Annotated in this window: 18 protein-coding genes and 2 tRNA genes; 18 read left to right on the top strand and 2 right to left on the bottom strand. The window is 33.8% G+C overall.

Annotated elements, in window-relative coordinates:
* Positions 1–121: 121 nt before the first annotated feature.
* The 6 genes from ACWG42_RS10055 (at position 122) to ACWG42_RS10080 (ending at position 6,402) form a co-directional block, all read left to right on the top strand.
* Positions 122–727, top strand: coding sequence for a hypothetical protein (locus ACWG42_RS10055; RefSeq protein WP_455792028.1), 606 nt, complete (start codon positions 122–124; stop codon positions 725–727).
* A gap of 140 nt (positions 728–867) precedes the next feature.
* Positions 868–943, top strand: a tRNA-His gene (locus ACWG42_RS10060).
* Positions 944–1,202: 259 nt separating this feature from the next.
* Positions 1,203–2,051, top strand: a complete 849-nt coding sequence (gene licT, locus ACWG42_RS10065; RefSeq protein ID WP_455792030.1) for a BglG family transcription antiterminator LicT — start codon at positions 1,203–1,205, stop codon at positions 2,049–2,051.
* A gap of 136 nt (positions 2,052–2,187) precedes the next feature.
* Positions 2,188–4,038 carry a beta-glucoside-specific PTS transporter subunit IIABC gene (locus ACWG42_RS10070; RefSeq protein WP_455792031.1) on the top strand — a complete coding sequence of 617 codons (1,851 nt, stop codon included), beginning with the start codon at positions 2,188–2,190 and terminating at the stop codon, positions 4,036–4,038.
* 10 nt (positions 4,039–4,048) lie between these two features.
* Positions 4,049–5,443, top strand: coding sequence for a glycoside hydrolase family 1 protein (locus ACWG42_RS10075; protein ID WP_455792032.1), 1,395 nt, complete (start codon positions 4,049–4,051; stop codon positions 5,441–5,443).
* A 119-nt stretch (positions 5,444–5,562) separates the two neighbouring features.
* Complete coding sequence (locus tag ACWG42_RS10080; RefSeq protein ID WP_455792034.1) at positions 5,563–6,402, top strand: DegV family protein; 840 nt, start codon at positions 5,563–5,565, stop codon at positions 6,400–6,402.
* A 15-nt stretch (positions 6,403–6,417) separates the two neighbouring features.
* Here the strand turns inward: ACWG42_RS10080 and ACWG42_RS10085 are convergent, their stop codons facing one another.
* Complete coding sequence (locus ACWG42_RS10085; RefSeq protein ID WP_455792036.1) at positions 6,418–7,791, bottom strand: diguanylate cyclase domain-containing protein; 1,374 nt, start codon at positions 7,789–7,791, stop codon at positions 6,418–6,420.
* A gap of 271 nt (positions 7,792–8,062) precedes the next feature.
* A tRNA-Ser gene (locus ACWG42_RS10090) sits at positions 8,063–8,150 on the bottom strand.
* A gap of 256 nt (positions 8,151–8,406) precedes the next feature.
* Here ACWG42_RS10090 and ACWG42_RS10095 point away from each other — a divergent pair.
* The 12 genes from ACWG42_RS10095 (at position 8,407) to polA (ending at position 19,396) form a co-directional block, all read left to right on the top strand.
* Complete coding sequence (locus tag ACWG42_RS10095; RefSeq protein WP_455792038.1) at positions 8,407–8,811, top strand: SPOR domain-containing protein; 405 nt, start codon at positions 8,407–8,409, stop codon at positions 8,809–8,811.
* Complete coding sequence (gene radC / locus ACWG42_RS10100) at positions 8,808–9,485, top strand: RadC family protein (protein ID WP_455792039.1); 678 nt, start codon at positions 8,808–8,810, stop codon at positions 9,483–9,485. The genes ACWG42_RS10095 and radC overlap by 4 nt, the downstream gene beginning before the upstream one ends.
* 58 nt (positions 9,486–9,543) lie before the next feature.
* Positions 9,544–10,383, top strand: coding sequence for a rod shape-determining protein MreC (mreC, locus tag ACWG42_RS10105; RefSeq protein WP_455792041.1), 840 nt, complete (start codon positions 9,544–9,546; stop codon positions 10,381–10,383).
* Positions 10,380–10,934 (top strand): rod shape-determining protein MreD, encoded by a 555-nt coding sequence (locus ACWG42_RS10110; protein ID WP_455792042.1) that lies wholly within the window; start codon positions 10,380–10,382, stop codon positions 10,932–10,934. The genes mreC and ACWG42_RS10110 overlap by 4 nt, the downstream gene beginning before the upstream one ends.
* The gene (locus tag ACWG42_RS10115) at positions 10,907–11,470 is read left to right on the top strand and encodes a septum site-determining protein MinC (RefSeq protein ID WP_455792043.1); all 564 of its coding nucleotides are present in this window, start codon (positions 10,907–10,909) and stop codon (positions 11,468–11,470) included. The genes ACWG42_RS10110 and ACWG42_RS10115 overlap by 28 nt, the downstream gene beginning before the upstream one ends.
* Positions 11,455–12,231, top strand: coding sequence for a septum site-determining protein MinD (minD, locus tag ACWG42_RS10120; RefSeq protein WP_455792045.1), 777 nt, complete (start codon positions 11,455–11,457; stop codon positions 12,229–12,231). The genes ACWG42_RS10115 and minD overlap by 16 nt, the downstream gene beginning before the upstream one ends.
* 223 nt (positions 12,232–12,454) lie before the next feature.
* Complete coding sequence (locus ACWG42_RS10125) at positions 12,455–13,006, top strand: hypothetical protein (RefSeq protein WP_455792047.1); 552 nt, start codon at positions 12,455–12,457, stop codon at positions 13,004–13,006.
* Between the two features lie 210 nt (positions 13,007–13,216).
* Positions 13,217–14,308, top strand: coding sequence for an AI-2E family transporter (locus ACWG42_RS10130; RefSeq protein ID WP_455792049.1), 1,092 nt, complete (start codon positions 13,217–13,219; stop codon positions 14,306–14,308).
* Positions 14,309–14,372: 64 nt separating this feature from the next.
* Positions 14,373–14,951 carry a M23 family peptidase gene (locus ACWG42_RS10135; protein WP_455792050.1) on the top strand — a complete coding sequence of 193 codons (579 nt, stop codon included), beginning with the start codon at positions 14,373–14,375 and terminating at the stop codon, positions 14,949–14,951.
* Complete coding sequence (locus tag ACWG42_RS10140; protein ID WP_455792052.1) at positions 14,926–15,690, top strand: site-2 protease family protein; 765 nt, start codon at positions 14,926–14,928, stop codon at positions 15,688–15,690. Before ACWG42_RS10135 ends, ACWG42_RS10140 begins: the two co-directional genes overlap by 26 nt.
* 49 nt (positions 15,691–15,739) lie before the next feature.
* Positions 15,740–16,699 (top strand): metal ABC transporter substrate-binding protein, encoded by a 960-nt coding sequence (locus ACWG42_RS10145; RefSeq protein ID WP_455792054.1) that lies wholly within the window; start codon positions 15,740–15,742, stop codon positions 16,697–16,699.
* Positions 16,700–16,810: 111 nt separating this feature from the next.
* Positions 16,811–19,396, top strand: a complete 2,586-nt coding sequence (gene polA / locus ACWG42_RS10150; RefSeq protein ID WP_455792056.1) for a DNA polymerase I — start codon at positions 16,811–16,813, stop codon at positions 19,394–19,396.
* Positions 19,397–19,399 lie beyond the last annotated feature (3 nt).

The following is a 19,399-nucleotide window of genomic DNA, read 5'->3' on the forward strand; positions in this document are numbered from 1 at the left end:
ACTTTTGTATAGAAAAACTATCATTTTAGTTTAATTTTGGATGGTTTATGACATTTCGCAATAGATTGTATTTTTAATTTAGGTTTGTTACAATAGGATGGATATAAATATGGAGGGCAATATGAAGAAAATCATATCACTACTAGTATGTACATGTATGTTCATCACATTAGCAGCATGTCAAAATAAAAGAGAAGAAGATACCCCATCAAAAGTAACAGCAGCATTCTTTGAGGCTTGTCGTACAAAAGATTTAGATAAGATAAAAGAATTCTCCAAATGGGAAAATTATGCACTAAAAGCACTTGAAATCCAAGAAAGCGATTATATTGATGGAGTGGATAAAAAGCTTCAAAAAGAAGTCTATGCCAAAATGTTATCTTTTAAAGATGAAGAAGGTAAAGAAAGTATCAACGATGATAGTGCGAGTGTACAAGTTACATTGACGATATATGATTTTACACCTACTGTTACACAAGGGATAAAAGAAGCAACTGCAAAAGCGGAAGAATTAAGTCGTCAAGAAAATATCACCGATGCTAGGGCACAATCAGAAATTAATACGGTTATTTTTAAGAATTTAAACAACGCTAAAATGTCTCTAAAAAAAGAAGTTACAATAAAACTTGTAAAGGAAGATGATGAGTGGTTTGTTACAAAAGATAACAAGGACTTTGAAAAGGTCTTTATCGACAATTTACAAACGTTGAACAATGTTGGAAAGTAGAAGAGCTAGATAAATATCTGGCTTTTTTTCTATGATTTACATAAGAATAAGTTTTATCAAAAATAATTTTAAAAAAATCACAAAAAAGTGTTTACAAACCATACATCTTACGCTATAATTAGACTCGCTTAACAAACATGGCGGTCGTGGTGAAGTGGTTAACACTACTGGTTGTGGTCCAGTCATGCGTGGGTTCGATTCCCATCGTCCGCCCCATTAAAGTTAAGATGAACTCAATCCAAGGATTGAGTTTTTTTAATCTGAATTTTCAATTTGCAAATTAAAAGAAACATGCAATGAAAAAGCATAAGCATTTGAAGAAGAGGGTGGAATGATAAAATTAAAACAATCCTATTGCAAGTATAAAAATAATGTGCTATACTCGATTTATAAGTAGGATGGTAATTGTTCGGCAAGCTAAACCTAATCGCAATTTTTGCGTTAGGTTTTTTTCTATATCGAGAGGAGAATGATTATGAAAATTCATAGAATACTCAACAACAATGTAGTTATCATTTTAGATGAACAGGGGAAAGAAAAAATAGTTTGTGGTAAGGGAATTGCATTTCAAAAGACTTCAGGTAGTGAGATAAATGAACAATCTGTGAATAAGGTGTTTGTCTTGGAAAGTGAAGTGGACACTCATTTTAAAGAGATTGTATCTGATATTCCAATTGAATATTTAGAAGTTACCAATCAAATCATAACTTATGCAGAAAAGACATTGCAAAAGAAACTTCCTGGTAATCTGTTTATTTCACTAAGCGATCATATTTATTCATCAATTAAAAATTTTCTAGAAGGTATTGAACTCTCTAATGTGCTACTATTAGATATTAAACAATTTTATGAAAAAGAATATGAAATAGGAGTACATGCGTTGGGAATGATTGAGGATGAACTAGGCGTAACACTACCTGAAGATGAAGCAGGCTGTATAGCTTTACATATCATAAATGTTATGGTCAATGAGGGAAGTATTGAACATATTCAAAAAATAATGGAGATTACGCAAGAAATATCAAATATTGTTAAGTATTATTTTCTCTTAGATCAAGATTTGAATTCAGTGTATTACCATAGATTTATTACTCATTTGAAGTTTTTTGCACAGAGACTTATGAAGAACAAGCATGCTAAGAGTGATTCTGATTCTGAACTATTTGAAATTATTAAGACGAAGTATAAAATGCCGTATAAATGTGTTGAAAAGATAAGTGATTATTTAAAAAAACAATATAACTATAAATTGGTAGATGACGAAAAAATGTATTTAACGATACATATTGAAAGAATCGTAAACAAGTCTAATAAACAACAATAGAAATTTTGTTGTTTAATATAGAGATAAGTAGGAGGTGAAGAGAGAAGTAAATGGATTGCAGTAAATAAATTGGATGGTAACATTAAGTTGGCTAAACCTTCATATCGCTTTTAAAATAAAAATGGAGGAAATTAAAATGAAAGATTATTCAAATTTATCAAAAGTAATTATCGAACAAGTTGGTGGCAAAGAGAATATTGTAAGTCTTAAACACTGTGTGACAAGACTTCGTTTTCAGTTGAAAGACGAAAATCTTGCGAATACAGAAGTATTAAAAGATACGAAGGGTGTTGTGACAGTTGTTCATGCTGGAGGACAATATCAAGTTGTAGTAGGAAATGCTGTTGCAGACATATATAAAGTAATATGTTCACAAGCAGGTATCAAAGATTCACAATCATCACAAGAAAAAGTAAAGAAATTGTCAGGTTTTAAATGGTTTGTAGACTTTATTTTTTCAATCACTGGACCAACCTTGATGCTGTTATCCGCAAGTGGTATTTTAAAAGGTTTGTTAACAATTTGTACCATGACAGGATGGATGGCGAATGATTCGGGAATATATACATTGTTCTCTGCAATCGGTGATGCTATTTACTTCTTCTTACCAATATTTCTTGGGTATTGTACAGCTCAAAAAGTTGGTGTTGCACCCTTTTTAGGTATGCTGATTGGAGCAATACTCTGTTATCCAACAATTAATAAGAATGATTTGATTGTGTTAGGGAATACAATCAATGTAACATATACATCTACGTTTTTACCAACAATCCTTATCGTATGCTTGGCAAAACCAGTGGAAAAATTTCTAAATTCAATAATGCCTACAGCCATTAAGACACTGTTTGTTCCATTGCTAGTGATGGTAACGGTGGTACCAATTGGATTCTTGTTTATTGGACCAGTTGCGAACATGTTATCATCTCAATTATCAGAACTTATCAATTATTTATATGGATTAAATAGCACGATTGCTGGGGCACTTATAGGAGTTATTTGGCAAGTGTTGGTTGTGGTAGGATTACATGGAACAATTGGTATGATTAGTATCATTAATTTGTTACAAGGAAATCCAGATCCGATTTTAGCAATTTCTTCAATTACGATGTTTGCACAAGTAGCAGCAGTAATGGCAATCTATTTCAAAACTAAAAACAAGAAAGTTAAGATTGAATGTTTTCCAGCAGCAATTTCTGGTGTGCTAGGAACAACAGAACCAGCTATTTATGGAATTACTTTACCTAGAATTAAGGTGTTTATTATTTCATGTATTGGGGCAGGGGTTACTGGTCTATTTTGTGGGATGTTCCAAATTCACAAATATGCACTTGGTGGAGGTATTTTTGCAGTACCTGGTTTACTTAATCCAGATAATCCACAGATACTTCCTATTTTATTAGCGATTAGTTCAGGTTTAATCGTTAGTTTTGTGTTAACAATGATTGTTTTTAAAGATAAAGATGATGTCCCTAATGAAGAAGAAATTGATCAAATAGAGACAACTACAACAATGATTCATAAAGAAGAAATCAATTGTCCTATTGAAGGAAATGTAATTTCTTTAGAAAAAGTTTCAGATTTAGCTTTTGCAAGTGGAGAATTAGGAAGTGGGGTAGCAATCATTCCTTCAGTTGGAAAGGTAGTGGCTCCTTTTGATGGAACGGTCGTTGCTTTGTTTCCTACCAAACATGCAATTGGTATTATGTCAGAGAATGGGTGTCAAGTATTGATCCATATTGGAATTGATACTGTTCAACTAGAAGGCAAGTATTTTGATGCTCATGTTGGGAAAGGGGACCATGTTAAAGCAGGTGACTTGTTAATTACATTTGATATAGAACATATTAAAGAAGAAGGTTATCTTCTAGAAACACCAATTATTGTTACCAATACAGCCGATTATTTAGATATTTTACTAAATGAAGAGGTTATAAATACTGCCGAATCTGTAAGCGTCAATAGCAAACTTTTTACAGTCTTGGCATAGGGGAGAAATTATGGAAAGCATGGAAAATTTAAAGTTTCCAGAAACCTTTTTATGGGGAGCTGGAATTAGTTCGTATCAATCTGAAGGCGCTTATGATGTAGATGGAAAAGGGTTAACCGTTCAAGATACGCGTAGTGTAGCAGCAGAAACTGCAGATTTTAAAGTAGCAAGTGATTTTTATCATCATTATAAAGAAGATATTGCATTAATGGCTGAAATGGGAATCAAGATTTTTAGATTCTCAATTTCATGGGCTAGAATATTACCAATGGGTGTAGGAGAAGTTAATGAAAAAGGGATACAGTTTTATGATGACGTAATTAATACTTGTCTAAGTTTTGGAATAGAGCCATTAGTTACATTGTTTCATTTCGACTTCCCACAAGCATTGGCTGAACAAGGTGGTTGGTTGAATAGAACTACTATCGATGCATTTGAACAATATGCAACAATTCTTTTCAATGCATATGGAGATAGAGTGACCTATTGGTTAACAATCAACGAACAAAACATGATGGCTATGCATAGTGGGATTCTAGGTATTGGTAATTTATCTGCAAAAGAAACCATGCAACAAAATCATCATATGTTTGTTGCTCAGGCAAAAGCAATGAAGCTATGTCATTCAATTTGTCCTAATTCAAAAATAGGACCTGCACCAAATGTAAGTCCAGTTTATCCTTCTTCAGCAAAACCAGAAGATGTCTTGGCGGCACAAACATATGAGGTTATTAGAACATGGTCTTATCTGGATATGGCAATATATGGAGAGTATCATCACAAAATGTGGCAGTATATGAAAGAGAGGGATATATTACCAATTACGGAGATAGAAGATGATGCAATATTAAAAGAAGCAAAACCTGATTTTATCGCTTTTAATTACTATAATACGCAAATGGTTGGTGCTTATTGTGAAGATATACAGGTTTGTGGTACAGGTGATCAACAGACTACTACTGGAGAAAAAGGACTGTATATAGGATTTAAAAATTCAAATCTTGAAACTACGTCTTTTGGATGGATCATCGATCCAGTGGGCATGAGAATTGCGTTAAATGAGGTGTATGGTAGGTATCACTTACCACTTATGATTACTGAAAATGGAATTGGTGATTACGAGACTCTTACGGATGACAAAAGAATTCACGACACATATCGTATAGAGTTTTACAGAAGTCATATTAAACAAATGAGAAATGCTATAGAAGATGGTGTAGAAGTGCTAGCGTATTGTCCTTGGGCTGCCTTAGATTTAATTTCTACTCATCAAGGATTCAAAAAACGTTATGGATTTCTCTATGTAAATCGTACGGAAGAAAACTTGTTGGATTTACAAAGATATAAAAAAGATTCTTTTTATTGGTATCGAAATGTCATTGCCTCTCATGGTACCGATTTGTAATAAAGCAACTCCTTTGTGCTATTCATATTATATCTGGCTTGTAAGAGGTAGGGATTATTTTTTTTCGTGATTGTATTTACAATGGGAAATTGTTATAATTTTCGTTAAGGAGTGATTCCATGAAGAAAATAGCATTGTTATGTGATTCTAGCGCTGATATCACAAAAGAAGAGGCACAACGTTTAGATATTCATGTTGTTCGTATGCCAATTGTTGTAAATGGTGTTGAATATATTGAGGAAGAGACTATCTTTGATGAAGATATTATTGAAGCAATTAACCAAAATAAACAGGTAAAGACTGCACAACCAATTATTGGTGACTTAACGAAGATGTGGGATGAATTATTAAAGACACATGATGAGGTGTTTTATATTCCTCTAACAAAGTCATTAAGTGGTACTTGTCGTATTGCATTATCAATGGCAGAAGCATATGAGGGGAAAGTTTGTGTTGTTGATTCTGAGTTTGTTTGTTATCCTATTATTCATATTCTCAAACATGCTCGAGCAATGTTTGAAAAAGGATATACATGCGCACAAGTAAAAGAAAAGATAGAGAAGGAATGTGATCTCTATGCCATATTAATTCCTGAAAATCTAACTTCCTTGAAGAATGGTGGAAGAATTTCTCCAACAGCTGCCGCATTAGCTGGTTTATTGAAAATTCAACCCTTGTTGAAGGTAGAACATGGTTCTATAGATTTGGTCGATAAAGTACGTACTTTAAAGAAAGCTTATAAAGAGGGAATCCGTGTTGTAATGGATGGAATCAATCCTGAAGATTATGATTGGATGATCATTGATGCCTATAATCAAGAAGTAAGTGATGAATTAAAAATATTGTTAGAGGAAGCTGTTGGACAACCCGTAGAACAACATAGATTTAAGGCGGTTATCATGTCACATACAGGTCCTGGTACCATTGGATTTGGAAGAATTAAGAAAATGAAATATTAAAAAAACAATAGACAACTATTGTTTTTTTATATCTTCATGAAACTGAATGCCTGCGCCTCCAGATTTTTTAACCTTATACATAGCTTGGTCTGCGATTCGTATCAATTCTTCTGGATCATTGCCATCTTCTGGATAACAAGCAATCCCGATACTTGTAGAACAATGTACTTCTCCCTTAGTTAGTTTCCAAGGCATTTGAAAACGGTGTAAAATAGAATTACAGAGATTTTTAATATGTTCATGTGTGAAGTTTTCTCCACCAAGTACCGCAACAAATTCATCTCCACCATTTCGATAGATATTATTTTTTAATAAAGGGATTTCAAGGAGGAACTTACCTAGTAAAATAAGAAATTCATCTCCAGCATCATGTCCATAATTATCATTGATGGATTTAAAACCATCGAGATCAAAGAAAAGAACATATCCCTTTTCATCTGGTGTTGCCTGTTTGATTCTGCGTGCACATTCTTCGATCAGCATTCTACGATTAGGTAGGTTGGTGAGTTCATCATAATTTGCCATATGGTGAATAAGTGCTTCATACTTCTTGTTGTCTGTAATATCGGCACTACTTACGACATGTGCCATACGACCATCAATCCAGTGAAATGCAGAACTAAAGACACGAAACCATGATCCATCAAATGCTCTTTGATAATCCCAAGTATATACTTTTGTAGGATTTCCTTCTTCATCAATCAGATTTTTTTGGGGACAAAACTCACATTGTCCATTTTGACCAGGAAACAATACTTCCCAACATTTACGATTCATAAATTCTTTCGCTCCACCATAGGGGGCAGCCATTGATTTATTTACATATAGAATGTCATGATTGTTAAAGTCATTCACATAGATATCAATTCCGGTATTATCAAGAATATCTTCTAATGAAGTGATGGCAAAGGAAATCTTATTTTCATACATTCGATCTTTTACAAATTGAGAAAATAAAGTAATTTCCATTTTTAAAGAAGCAAGAGATGATGCATTTAGTTTGATTTCTTTTTTATCAGTAGAACACGCAATAAAACCCAAAACCTGCTTATTCATATCTAGTATTGGGTAAATTAGTAAAGTTGCACATCCAAAAATCTCTGACATTTTGGAATCAGAATGCCAAAGACATAAAGCGTCTTGCTGATATGCCTCTACATAATATTTTTGTAATTCATGTAATGCATAACTTTCTTTTAATATATGACCATCATCTTTTGTATGTTCTTTTAAATGAAATATATTGTATTGGCTTATTTCGTAAATCATGCCATATTCAAAAGAGTGTGCATCACATAATAGGGTTAATAATTCAACAATCTTAGAGCTATCCCAGTCTTTTTGTAATAGTTCTTCACAGAACTTATTCGCTAGCGATGTTGTATTCATAGATGTTTATGATAGTAAAAACTATCATATCCTCCTTCCCACGAATTTTAAACTACACGAGTATATATACTATAAAGATAAACGGGTTGTCTTTATAGTGTTCTTTATTGGTTAAGCGTAATATTTAGTATGAATTAACAATATTCATACTTATGATAGCATAATTTATAAAGAAAAGGTATAAGAAATTGTTAACATTTCTTGTAAATTAGGCGAATTCTAAATAAAAAAGTCTTTAGATAATCATTATCTAAAAACTTTGTTTGTTCTATGGCGGAGAGCATGAGATTCGAACTCACGGTAGCTTTCACTACGCCACCTTTCCAAGATGGTGCCTTAAACCGCTCGGCCAACTCTCCAAGGTTACCTATATTATTTTACATACAATTTATAAAATGTCAATCAAAAGTGGATACATTCGCTTGTAGCACGCATACATTTACTTTTTTTATAGTTTTAAAAAAACTGGTATTAAAGATTTCTATAAAAAATTATTTTTTTTAGGATTTTATGAATATGATTTCGTATATAGATAGTAGGAGGTGATTTTGTCCTTTCTTGTCGCAACAGTTATAAAGAGTAGAGAACAAACATACGGTAGGGTGAGGTGATTGTATGGAGAATAAAAAACTCATCGTTTTGTTTGCGTCATGCTTCTCTATTTTGTTTTCGCTAGGATATTATTTTTTGTTCACTTTGAATACCGGCACCACACAAACATCAAAGGTTACGTTGTATATGAATCAAGTTGGACTTTATAAGAAGGAAGAAAGTATTACTTCTATGAAAGATAACTTGAAGAACGCTGGACTAGATGCGTTTGTTTTAAAACAAGATGCATTGACGGCAGTAGTAAGTGGAGTGACAACGGATCAAAAAGCATCTCAAAGTGTACAAGAAAAACTGAAAGAATTAAAATATACCTACATAGCGAAAAGTGTTACCGTGGATGATCCAGAGATTGTAAAGCTCATCCAGGATAAACAGTATGAACAAGCGCTTGATCGGATAGGGAAATGAAGGTAAAAGAATTAAATGAAAAAGAACGACCAAGAGAAAAAGCATTACAGTTTGGGATTCAATCCTTAAGCAATCGTGAGGTGATAGCGTTGCTACTTAGGACGGGTAGCAGAAAGAGTTCTGCATTAGAATTGGCAGATGAGGTTTTGTTTGCGTTTGAAAGTATGGGGAATTTAGGAAAAGCTTCCTTACAGGAGTTGATGAATATACATGGTATTAAAGAGGTAAAGGCGATTGAATTACAGGCAGCTTTTGAAATAGGTCGTAGAATTGCGTATGATAAGGTACAAGAACGTGTAAAGATAGAAAGCCCCGATGATTTGATTAGCTGGTTATCACAAGCAATTGGGTATGAAAAACAAGAACATTTTATTGTTGCTTTTTTGAATCAAAGAAATCAGGTGATTTCATCAAAGACTTTATTTGTGGGTACACTTACCAATGCAAGTGTACATCCTAGAGAGATATTTAAAGAAGCTATGCGTATAGGATGTGCGAAGATTATTTGTGCACATAATCATCCCAGTGGAGATGCGAGTGCAAGTGAAGCAGATATAGCAATCACAAGAAGTATTGATGAATGTGGGAAGATTGTATCCATTCCTTTGTTGGATCATATCATTGTCAGTGGAAATACTTTCTTAAGTTTTCGACAAAAACGACTTATTGATTGAACTATTTTCAATTAGCTTATATAATAAATAAGTAAATTAAAGATAGATAGGTGATTGGATGTCGAAATTAAATCGAATACAAAAAATAATCTTAAGTGTGATTGTTGCTTTTGTGAGTATGGGCATCATCTTAAAAGTGATAAGTGGTTCGACTACTAGTAATATAGGATACGATGGAATTAGTATGTTAAAGTATGCATTGGTTGATAATCCTACGAAGACAATCAAAGATTGGATGAGTGATTTTTCTAATCTTTGGTCTGTGAAGGACGAAAATGATGAATTACGTTATGAACTAAGTAAGAATCCATCTTATAAGGCATCCTATGCGAATGAAAAGCAGAAGAATGAAGAACTTAGTAAAGCTTTGAAAGTGGATAGTGAAGATGATCGCTTTACGCATTATTGGGCAAATGTTATTTCGCGTGACCAAACAACTTGGAACAATACGATTACCATTGATAAAGGAAGTAAGGATGGTGTAGTTGAAGGATTGGCTGTGACAAGTGTGGATGGTTTGATTGGGAAAGTTGTGAGTTCTTCTAGTAATACAAGTGTTGTGAAGTTATTAACTTCAGAAGATAAACTAAACTCTGTATCTATTAAGGTACTCCTTGATGATGAAAAATCAAGTTCAGGGATATTGGAACGGTATGACGTAAAAAAAGGAAGATATGTATTAACCTTATTTGATGATAGTACGGAAATAAAAAAAGGAATGCAAGTAGTCACATCGGGAAATGGTGGAGTCTATCCAAGTGGACTTTTAATTGGTACGGTAGAAAGTGTACAGGCATTGATCAATCAAACAGGACAAACAATTTATGTGAAACCGATTGACAATTTCCAATCCTTTGAATATGTATCTGTGATAGTACCAAAGGGTGATAGTGAATGACACATGTAATCTTTGTCCTATTATGTTTCCTTGTGGATGAAATTTTAATGATTTTATTTCCGAATAGCTTTTTGATTAACGATCTTTTATTTATCTCCAATATCGGATTCTGTGCAATTATGTTGACCATACGTAAATTTGATTGGATCAATACTTGTTTGTTTGCGTTTGGGTTTGGAATGTTCTATGATGTGGTATTTGCGAATACCTTTCTAGTATATGCGTTTATCTTTACCATTGTGGCATGTTGTTTGCGGTTTTGGTCGAAACATATGACAGATACTGTCATAGAATCATTGATTCTCTGTATTGTGACAATATTCGCCAAAGATTTTCTGGTATATTTGTTTATGAACCTTCAAAGAACAACAGATATATCATTCATGGTCTGGGCGGAAAAGTATGAACTGTTATCCCTCCTTACGAATGCAATCCTCTCAATGATTATTGTATTCTTGATTCGTATTAAGAATGACTATCTGAAAATGAAGGCAATCCAAGTACGTAAAGGGGAGAAAATCGAATGGTTCAGATTAAAGTCAAAGGGGTAAAAGAGAATTATCATATCATCGCATCTTATGATGATGAAGATGCATTTTTTAATCAGTTAAAAGAAAGACTCAATTCTTGTCTAACATTGCATTCAGGACGATTTGAGGCTTTTTTTCATGTTCCGGCAACCATCGATATAGTGCGTTTGTTTTTCATATGTAAGGAGTGTTCTACATTAATCTTAGGTGTGAATCCTACTGTGAGTGTACAAAAACAAACAAGAATCATAGAACATGACTTACGTGGAGGTGAAACGTATCAATTTTATGAACCTCTAATACTGTTGGGGAATGTTCATAAGCTTGCCTATGTTGTAAGTAGTGAGTCTATATTTGTGTTAGGTAGAGTTATGGGAAATGTGGATTTATTGCATGCAGATTGTACATTATGTGCCTCTTATATAAATGCGAGTGTAAGAATTGGGGATAGTATCTATCAAAATATGACATGTTTTTCACCCTCTAAAGTATATTATCAGGAAAGGAAACTAGAGATGAAAAAATATAAGGAGGAATTACAGTGGGAGAAGCTATAGCAATCACTTCTGGAAAAGGTGGAGTAGGAAAAAGTAGCGTTTGTGTGAATATGGGTGTTGTTTTATCACAACTAGGATATCGCGTGTGCTTGATTGATGTGGATTTAGGATTAAAGAATTTGGATGTTATGATGGGATTAGAGAATCGAGTGATTTATGATTTGATGGATGTGATGGAAGGAAGATGTATGTTATCACAGGCTATGATCAAAGATAAGGTACAAGAGCATTTATATTTGTTGCCAGCTTGTAAAACGGTACATATCGAACAATTTCATCACGAAGATTTAAAGGTTGTTGTGGAACAACTAGTAGAACAGTTTGATTATGTTTTACTAGATACACCAGCAGGAATCGAACGTGGTTTTGTATCTAGTATTGCTTGCGTGAATCGAGTTGTTGTGGTAACCACACTGGATGTAACTGCACTTCAAGATGCTGATCGTGTGATTGGTATTTTGATGAATGAGGGAATGGAACACATTTCTTTTGTGGTGAATCGAATGAATGTGAAGATGATGGAGAAGGGAATTTCTGTTCCTTTACAAGAAGCAAAGCAATGGCTTGCGATTGATTTTTTAGGATATGTATTTGACGATGAGACAATGATACGAGCAAATAATTATGGTAAGCCTGTGACACTTCAAAGAGATGCTTCCTTATATTCTTGTTTTCATGCGATAGTGAAGCGTATGATTGGAGAGCGAGCAGTTCTTCCTAAAATAAAGGAACGTTCGTTTTTGTCTAAACTATTTGGATGAGATATACATGTTTGACAAGGTGTAGGGTGCATGCTAGTATGTAAATATATAAGGAGGGGAAAGGGGAAACAGTCATGGAGTGTGTATGCTTATGGTTATTATAGATAAGAAGTTGAATCTAATTAAAGTCTTCCTTTTCTGTTTTATTTTGGTATTGACTTCATGTAGCCCAAAAGTAGAGGATTGTAATTTTCTTTCGAAGACTTTTTTGCAATCATGTATTATGATAAATGATATTGTATACTTTAAAACAGAAAATATAATTGAGGTAAACGGAAAAGTTATAGGTCAAATGAAAGGTGTTGCAGAAAATGGTTATATACCAAGTGAAGATTTGTATGGATCTAAAGATTTAGAGAATGAAATAGGTCAAAATATTTATAAGGTAAATGATAATATGTATTATCTCGTTGTAAACGGTGAGAAGATAACGTATCAATATTTGTCTCAAATGGAACTAGGTGACAGTATTCCTTTGAAAGAACATAAGAGTGAGGAAGAAATTCCTGTCCCTGATGCAGTTCCACCACATTTTGTTTACAAAGGAATGATGTATATTAATTGTGATAGCACAGGATTAAAAAAATTGCCTTCGTGTTTTCAAGGTGTTGGTGAGATAAAGGAACAATTTCATCTTGCTAATAAAAACTTTACAGGAAATTTAGAAATAGGTAGTGAATTGTATGCGATGGATTCACAAAACTATTACATGTTAGTGAAAAATGATGGATACTACTACGTATATGCGAATCATGGTTATACGTTACATCAGTGATTGTGTAAAAAAGTGATATACATTACGTAATGTTATCACTTTTTTTCAAAACTTAGGATTCATTATATCCTTTAGAATATTTATTCTGATATTTTAGTTGAAGTGTTGTATAATGTTTCTATATGTTTATAAGGGAGGCGGACTATCTCTTACATCCGTACTAGTTTTTTTCACTGTGACATGATAAAATAGTGGAAGTGAGGTGAGCGTATGCTAAAACGTTTCTTAAGTAAAGTGGATGCGAAAGTGTCTAAAAATATGCTGTTGAAAGTCATTGGTGTACTGCTGATTTTGTTTTTGTTATTAAAGACAGAGGCATATTGGGGGAATTGGATATCCATTGTACAAGCAATTCTTCAACCATTTATCATTGGGTTTGTGATTGCGTATGTCATGCATCCATTTGTGAAATTTCTTGAGCGTAAAGGAGTACCTAAGAATTTTTCTATCATTGTGATGTGGATTACGCTAATTGTATGCTTGGTGGCACTTATCATTATCTTAATGCCAATTTTATATGAAAAAATAAATGAATTTATGAGCAATATGATTGATGGTGTTGTTTGGATTAGTAATCAAATTAAACATATTGGTGAGTTTGAGGACTTCTCTTTAATCGATAGTATCACGAATAATATCATTATGATGTTAAAGAAATATGATGATTGGATTCCACAAATTGTTTCTACACTTCCAGATATTATGAGCATTGTGTTAGATTCTGTAACAAATATTTTATTCTCAGTTATTATTGCGATTTATATGTTGTTTGATTTTGATCGTATTCGACATAATGTAAAGAAGGGGATTCTTATATTTGCCCCTAAGGGAGATCGTTATATTCGTGAGATGGATGAAAATGTCTCCGTATATATGAAGTCTTTGATTATTATAATGCTTATAAAGTTTGTAGAGTATAGTGCGTTTTATTTCTTGATTGGACATCCAGACTGGTTAATTATCGGGATTTTAACTTCCCTAGGTGCAGTTATTCCTTATTTAGGAGGGACGATTGCAAATAGCATTGGTGTAATTACGGCATTGACATTATCGCCAGGTAGAATCATTGCGTTATTGATTGGTATCTTGGTCCTTTCCAATGTGGATGCTTATGTAATATCTCCATTGGTTCATGAAAAACGAAGTGCATTGGGGCCTTTGGTTACCTTATTTGCAGTGTTTGCGGGCGGTGTTTTAATGGGGCCAATTGGAATTATGATATCCGTACCAATTACAATTGTAGTTAAAACATACATATCCATTCGATTTGAAGCAAACAAACAGACGACAGATGGTCAATAGAGCGTCTGTTTTTTTTTGTTCTAAGGGATTGGAAGCATTCATATAGTAGAGTAGGAGGGAAGCTATGGAAGATATCAAGAATGTACGGAAAAGAATTAAACATCGTCGGTTTGGAGGGATGGAAGAGGTAGAAAAGAAACATTCTTCTATTGTATTTAAAGTCATGTATCGATTGATGATGCTTGTTATGGGAGTATGTGTAATGGTATTGGTTCTTTTGTTGAATCAAAGACTCAACCTTGTACAAATGCCTGCAGTATTACAAAACTTCAAAGTAGAAGATATTTCGAAATGGCTTCCATTTGAAAACTGGTTTAGTTTAAAGGATGAAGCCGTAAGCGCAACACCTTCGTATGCTCTTTTAAAAGAGAATCATTATGCGAATGGCAGTAATGTTGCGTATAATGCATATGATGGTGTGATTTTACATGTACAAAGCAAAAACTCGAAAACATCACTTACTATCAAACAAGATAATGGAGTCATTACTACGTATGGGAATTTAAGTGAAGTATCTTTGAAACAAGATGAACGTATTCTAAAGGGAAGACCACTGGGCACTTATGCTCAATATGTAACCATTGATTTCTTGAAAGATAATAAAACCATTGATCTCAATGCAGCGCTTCAAAACAACAATTAAAATATCCTGGTTATGGCTTCCAGCAATCTTTTTATTACCATATTTGCATATGGGAAAACTTACTTGCTTTATCTTTTTTATATTAAGTGTGCATGAGCTTTCACACGTTCTTGTGGCGAAGTTGTTTCGTTTCAAGATTGAAAAGATTATCCTATATCCTTTTGGCTTGAGTGCATATATACCGCAACTTGGTTATGGATCCGTGTTTCAAGAAATTTGTATAATATCAGCAGGACCTCTTTCACAGGTGATGTTTCCTACGGTGTTTTTGTTGATGGAACGATGGGGTATCATATCGCAACCATTTTATGAATATTTGTTGATGATCAATGCGAATATTATGATATTTAATCTGTTGCCCATATATCCTTTGGATGGAGGAAGATTATTACAAACATTTTTTCATTGTTTTGCTCGTTATAAAGTAGCTCAACGCTTTACATGTATTGTTTCTGTTGTGATGTTGTTCATTGTCATGGGCGTACAACTAATGCGTGGGTATAGTGCACTCCTTGTGCAGTTGTTTTTAGGGATACAAATCATTATCGCTTATCGAGATATTCATTATGATTGTATGAAGTTTTATCATTATCGATATCTTCATCCTGTTCGCTATTCTCCCATTTTAAATACAAAGAAAGATTTGTATCGCGCTCGTTATAATGTTATGAAGATGAAGGGTGGGTGGTGCGAAGAAGCATCTTGGTTAGCTTCCTTCTTTCGACGTCAAAAAAGATAGTTTCCTCTATTGTTTTATGATATAATTTAGAACAGGAGGCAGGATATCTATGAAGAAAATGAAAGTCTTTCTAGCATCGCTCATGAGCCTTTTTATCTTAACTGGGTGTGAAGAAAAAAAGCCAAGCATATGTACTACGGTATATCCTGTACAATATCTTGCGCAGCGAATTGGAGATAAATATGTGGATGTAAGTAACATTTCAAAAAATGATATAATACAACGTGCACAAATAAAAAAGGATTATCAAGCGACTTTAAAGGATGCAGATGCGTTATTTTACATCAATGGGTTAGAGCCTTATATGGAACTTTATATGGATAAGGTACGGGCAATGGATGTGGAAATGGTTAATTTAGCTACGAAAAGTGCGATCTATAAATTTGAACGATATACAACAGTTACAGTAGATGGGAAAACTACAGGTATTGCGAGTGCTTATTATGCTGGAGAAGAATTTTCAAGTGTAGATAAATACAATGCAGACCCATTGTTGTGGATGGATCCAGTGGCTATGACAAGTATGGCTAGTGATATACGCGATTATTTAATTGCTAAGTACCCGCAGTACGAAAAAATATTCAATACCAATTTTGATGAGTTGGAACTTGATTTGGCTCGATTGGACGCGGATTTTCAAACAATACCAAATGAAAAAATGGATATTAGTTTTGTGTCGATGACACCAAGTTTTGGTATTTGGCAAAGATCTTATGGTGTAAAGGTGTATCCAATTTCTTTATCGAAATATGGAGCATTACCAACAAGTGATCAACTAACTTCTATTAAAAAGCGTATCATTCGTGATAAAGTACGTTATATCGCGGTGGAACAAAATCTTCCACAAGATATGAAAGACTTACAAAACACACTCATTGAAGAGTTGGGGTTGATTCCTGTAACACTACATAATCTTTCTAGTTATTCCAAAGAAGACTTGGATGCGGGCAAGGATTATTTGACAATTATGTATGAAAATTTAAAGGCATTACAAAGCATTGCGAGCTAAAGGTCTACAAGACCTTTTTCTTTTGATAGAGGAGTGTTTGTAAATGTTGTGCAAATGTTATTTTAAGAAATGAAATGTGTGGTAAAATAATAAGAGTATGGAGGATAAGATATGAAAAAATTATTGTTAATAGATGGAAATTCGATGTTGTTTCGTGCATATTATGCGACATTATATGGAAGAATGATGAAAACTAGTAATGGGATACCAACCAATGCGGTATATGGGTTTATCACGATGATCACAAAAGCTTTGGATATCATTCAGCCAGATCAAGTATTGGTGGCGTGGGATGCAGGAAAAGCTACGTTTCGCCATGATGCATATGAGGAATATAAAGGGACAAGAAAACAATTGGATCAAGAATTGATTGTACAGTTTCCAATTGTACGTGAATATTTGGATGCGTATGGATTAAAACGATACGAATGCGAAGGAATTGAAGCAGATGATATCATTGGGTCAATGGCTTCTCAACATCCGGAGTTAGATATACATATTTTATCCAGTGACCGTGACTTGTTACAATTGATTGATCCTACAACGGATGTGTATTTAATGAAAAAAGGGATCAGTGAAATGGAAGTTGTCAATGAACAATCCTTAATGGAATCCATGGGGATTACGCCTTCTCAAGTGATTGATTTAAAAGCTTTAATGGGAGATAGTGCGGATAATATTCCTGGTGTAAAGGGTGTTGGAGAGAAAACAGCATTAAAGCTATTGAGTGATTATCAAACAGTAGATAATGTATATGAACATTTAGATGAAATCAAAGGGAAACTAAAGGAAAAATTGGAAGATGGAAAAGAATCTGCCTTTATGTCTAAGTTTTTGGCTACCATTAAAACAGATGCGAAGATACCTTTAGCCGTAGAAGAATTAACGTTACAAGAACCAAGTGAGACATTGCATGATTTCTTTGTGAAATATGAAATGAATACCTTTGCGAAGAATAGTGTGAAAAGTGAAGAAATAAAACGCGTTGGCACAAAGAAGGTTGTGACAAGTATTTCGGATATATTATTAGTAGATGATACCGTAGTGTATATCAATGTGGATAATGAAAGCACAAGTGATGCGACATTATATGGGTTTGCGCTTGCACATGAAGAAGTATGCGAATATATAGCATTGGAAGATGCACGTAAAGATGAGAAGTTATTAGACTACCTACAAACTGAAAAACGAAAAATCGTTTATGATGCGAAGAGTTATTATCATGTGTTAAATCATTATGATATTGCTTTCCATGATGTTGCGCGTGATTTGATGTTAGAAGCTTTCTTGTTGGATGGTACACTTTCAGATTATGATAAAGTTGGCGAGAAATATAATTTTGATAGAAGTCTATCCAAAGGAGAAGTGTTTGGTAAAAAAGGAAAACCAAAACTGGTTGATTTTGAGGAATGTGCGCAATTTGCGATGATACAGGCAGAAAATCTTGCGTTGATTCAAAAGACATTATTTCAAGAACTTCAAGAAAAAGAAATGAAGGATCTTTATGAAACTATAGAGCTTCCGGTTACGAAGGTATTATATGCTATGGAAAAAGAAGGTGTTATCACAAACGTGGAGACCCTGGATGCCATTGCGAAAAGTACGGCGGAAAAGATTGATGCATTAAGTGCACAGATTTATGAGATGGCAGGAATGGAATTTAATATCAATTCACCAAAACAATTGGCTACCATTTTGTACGATGAATTGGGTTTAAAAGCCGGAAAGAAGAGAAGTACGGCAGCCGATGTATTGGAGAAATTGGTACATGTACATCCAATCATTCCACTACTATTAGAACAACGTAAATATCAAAAAATTTATAGTACATATGCAATTGGATTAAGTAAACATATTCAAAGCGATGGAAAGATTCATACCATCTTTAATCAAATTCAAACACAAACAGGAAGATTGTCTTCTTCAGAACCCAATCTACAAAACATATCTGTTCGAGATGAAGAGGGGAAAGAAATACGTAAAGCGTTTGTCGCAAGTCCTGGACATACCTTAATGTCTGCGGATTATTCTCAAATTGAATTACGTATGTTAGCACATATGGCAAATGAAGAATCTATGATTGATGCGTTTAATCACAACATCGATATTCATACGAAGACAGCGATGGAAATATTCGATGTTGCGCAAGAAGACGTTGATTCTTCTATGCGACGGAGTGCAAAAACAGTTAACTTTGGAATCGTATATGGACAAAGTGATTTTGGGTTGAGTGAACAATTAGGAATTACTAGAAAAGAAGCACATCATTTCATAGAGAAATATTTTGAATCTTATCCTAGTATTAAAACATTCATGGATGAAACGATTCATTTCTGTGAAGAACATGGCTATGTAAAAACATTGTTTAATAGAAGACGCTATATTAAAGAAATAAGTGATAGTAATTATATGATGAGAGAGTTTGGGAAAAGAGCTGCGATGAATGCGCCGATTCAAGGAAGTGCTGCAGATTTAATCAAACTTGCTATGATTCAAATTTATGAAACTATGAAGAAACAACAAGTGAAGTCTAGAATGATTTTACAAATTCATGATGAATTAATTTTCGATGTTTGTGAAGATGAAATTGAAATCATGAAAGAAATCGTAGAAAGTGGTATGCAAAATGCCATGGAATTGCGTGTTCCATTGATTGCGGAAGCAAATTTTGGAAAGACGTGGTTTGATGCGAAGTAGGTG

Source organism: Amedibacillus sp. YH-ame10, from assembly GCF_053848885.1.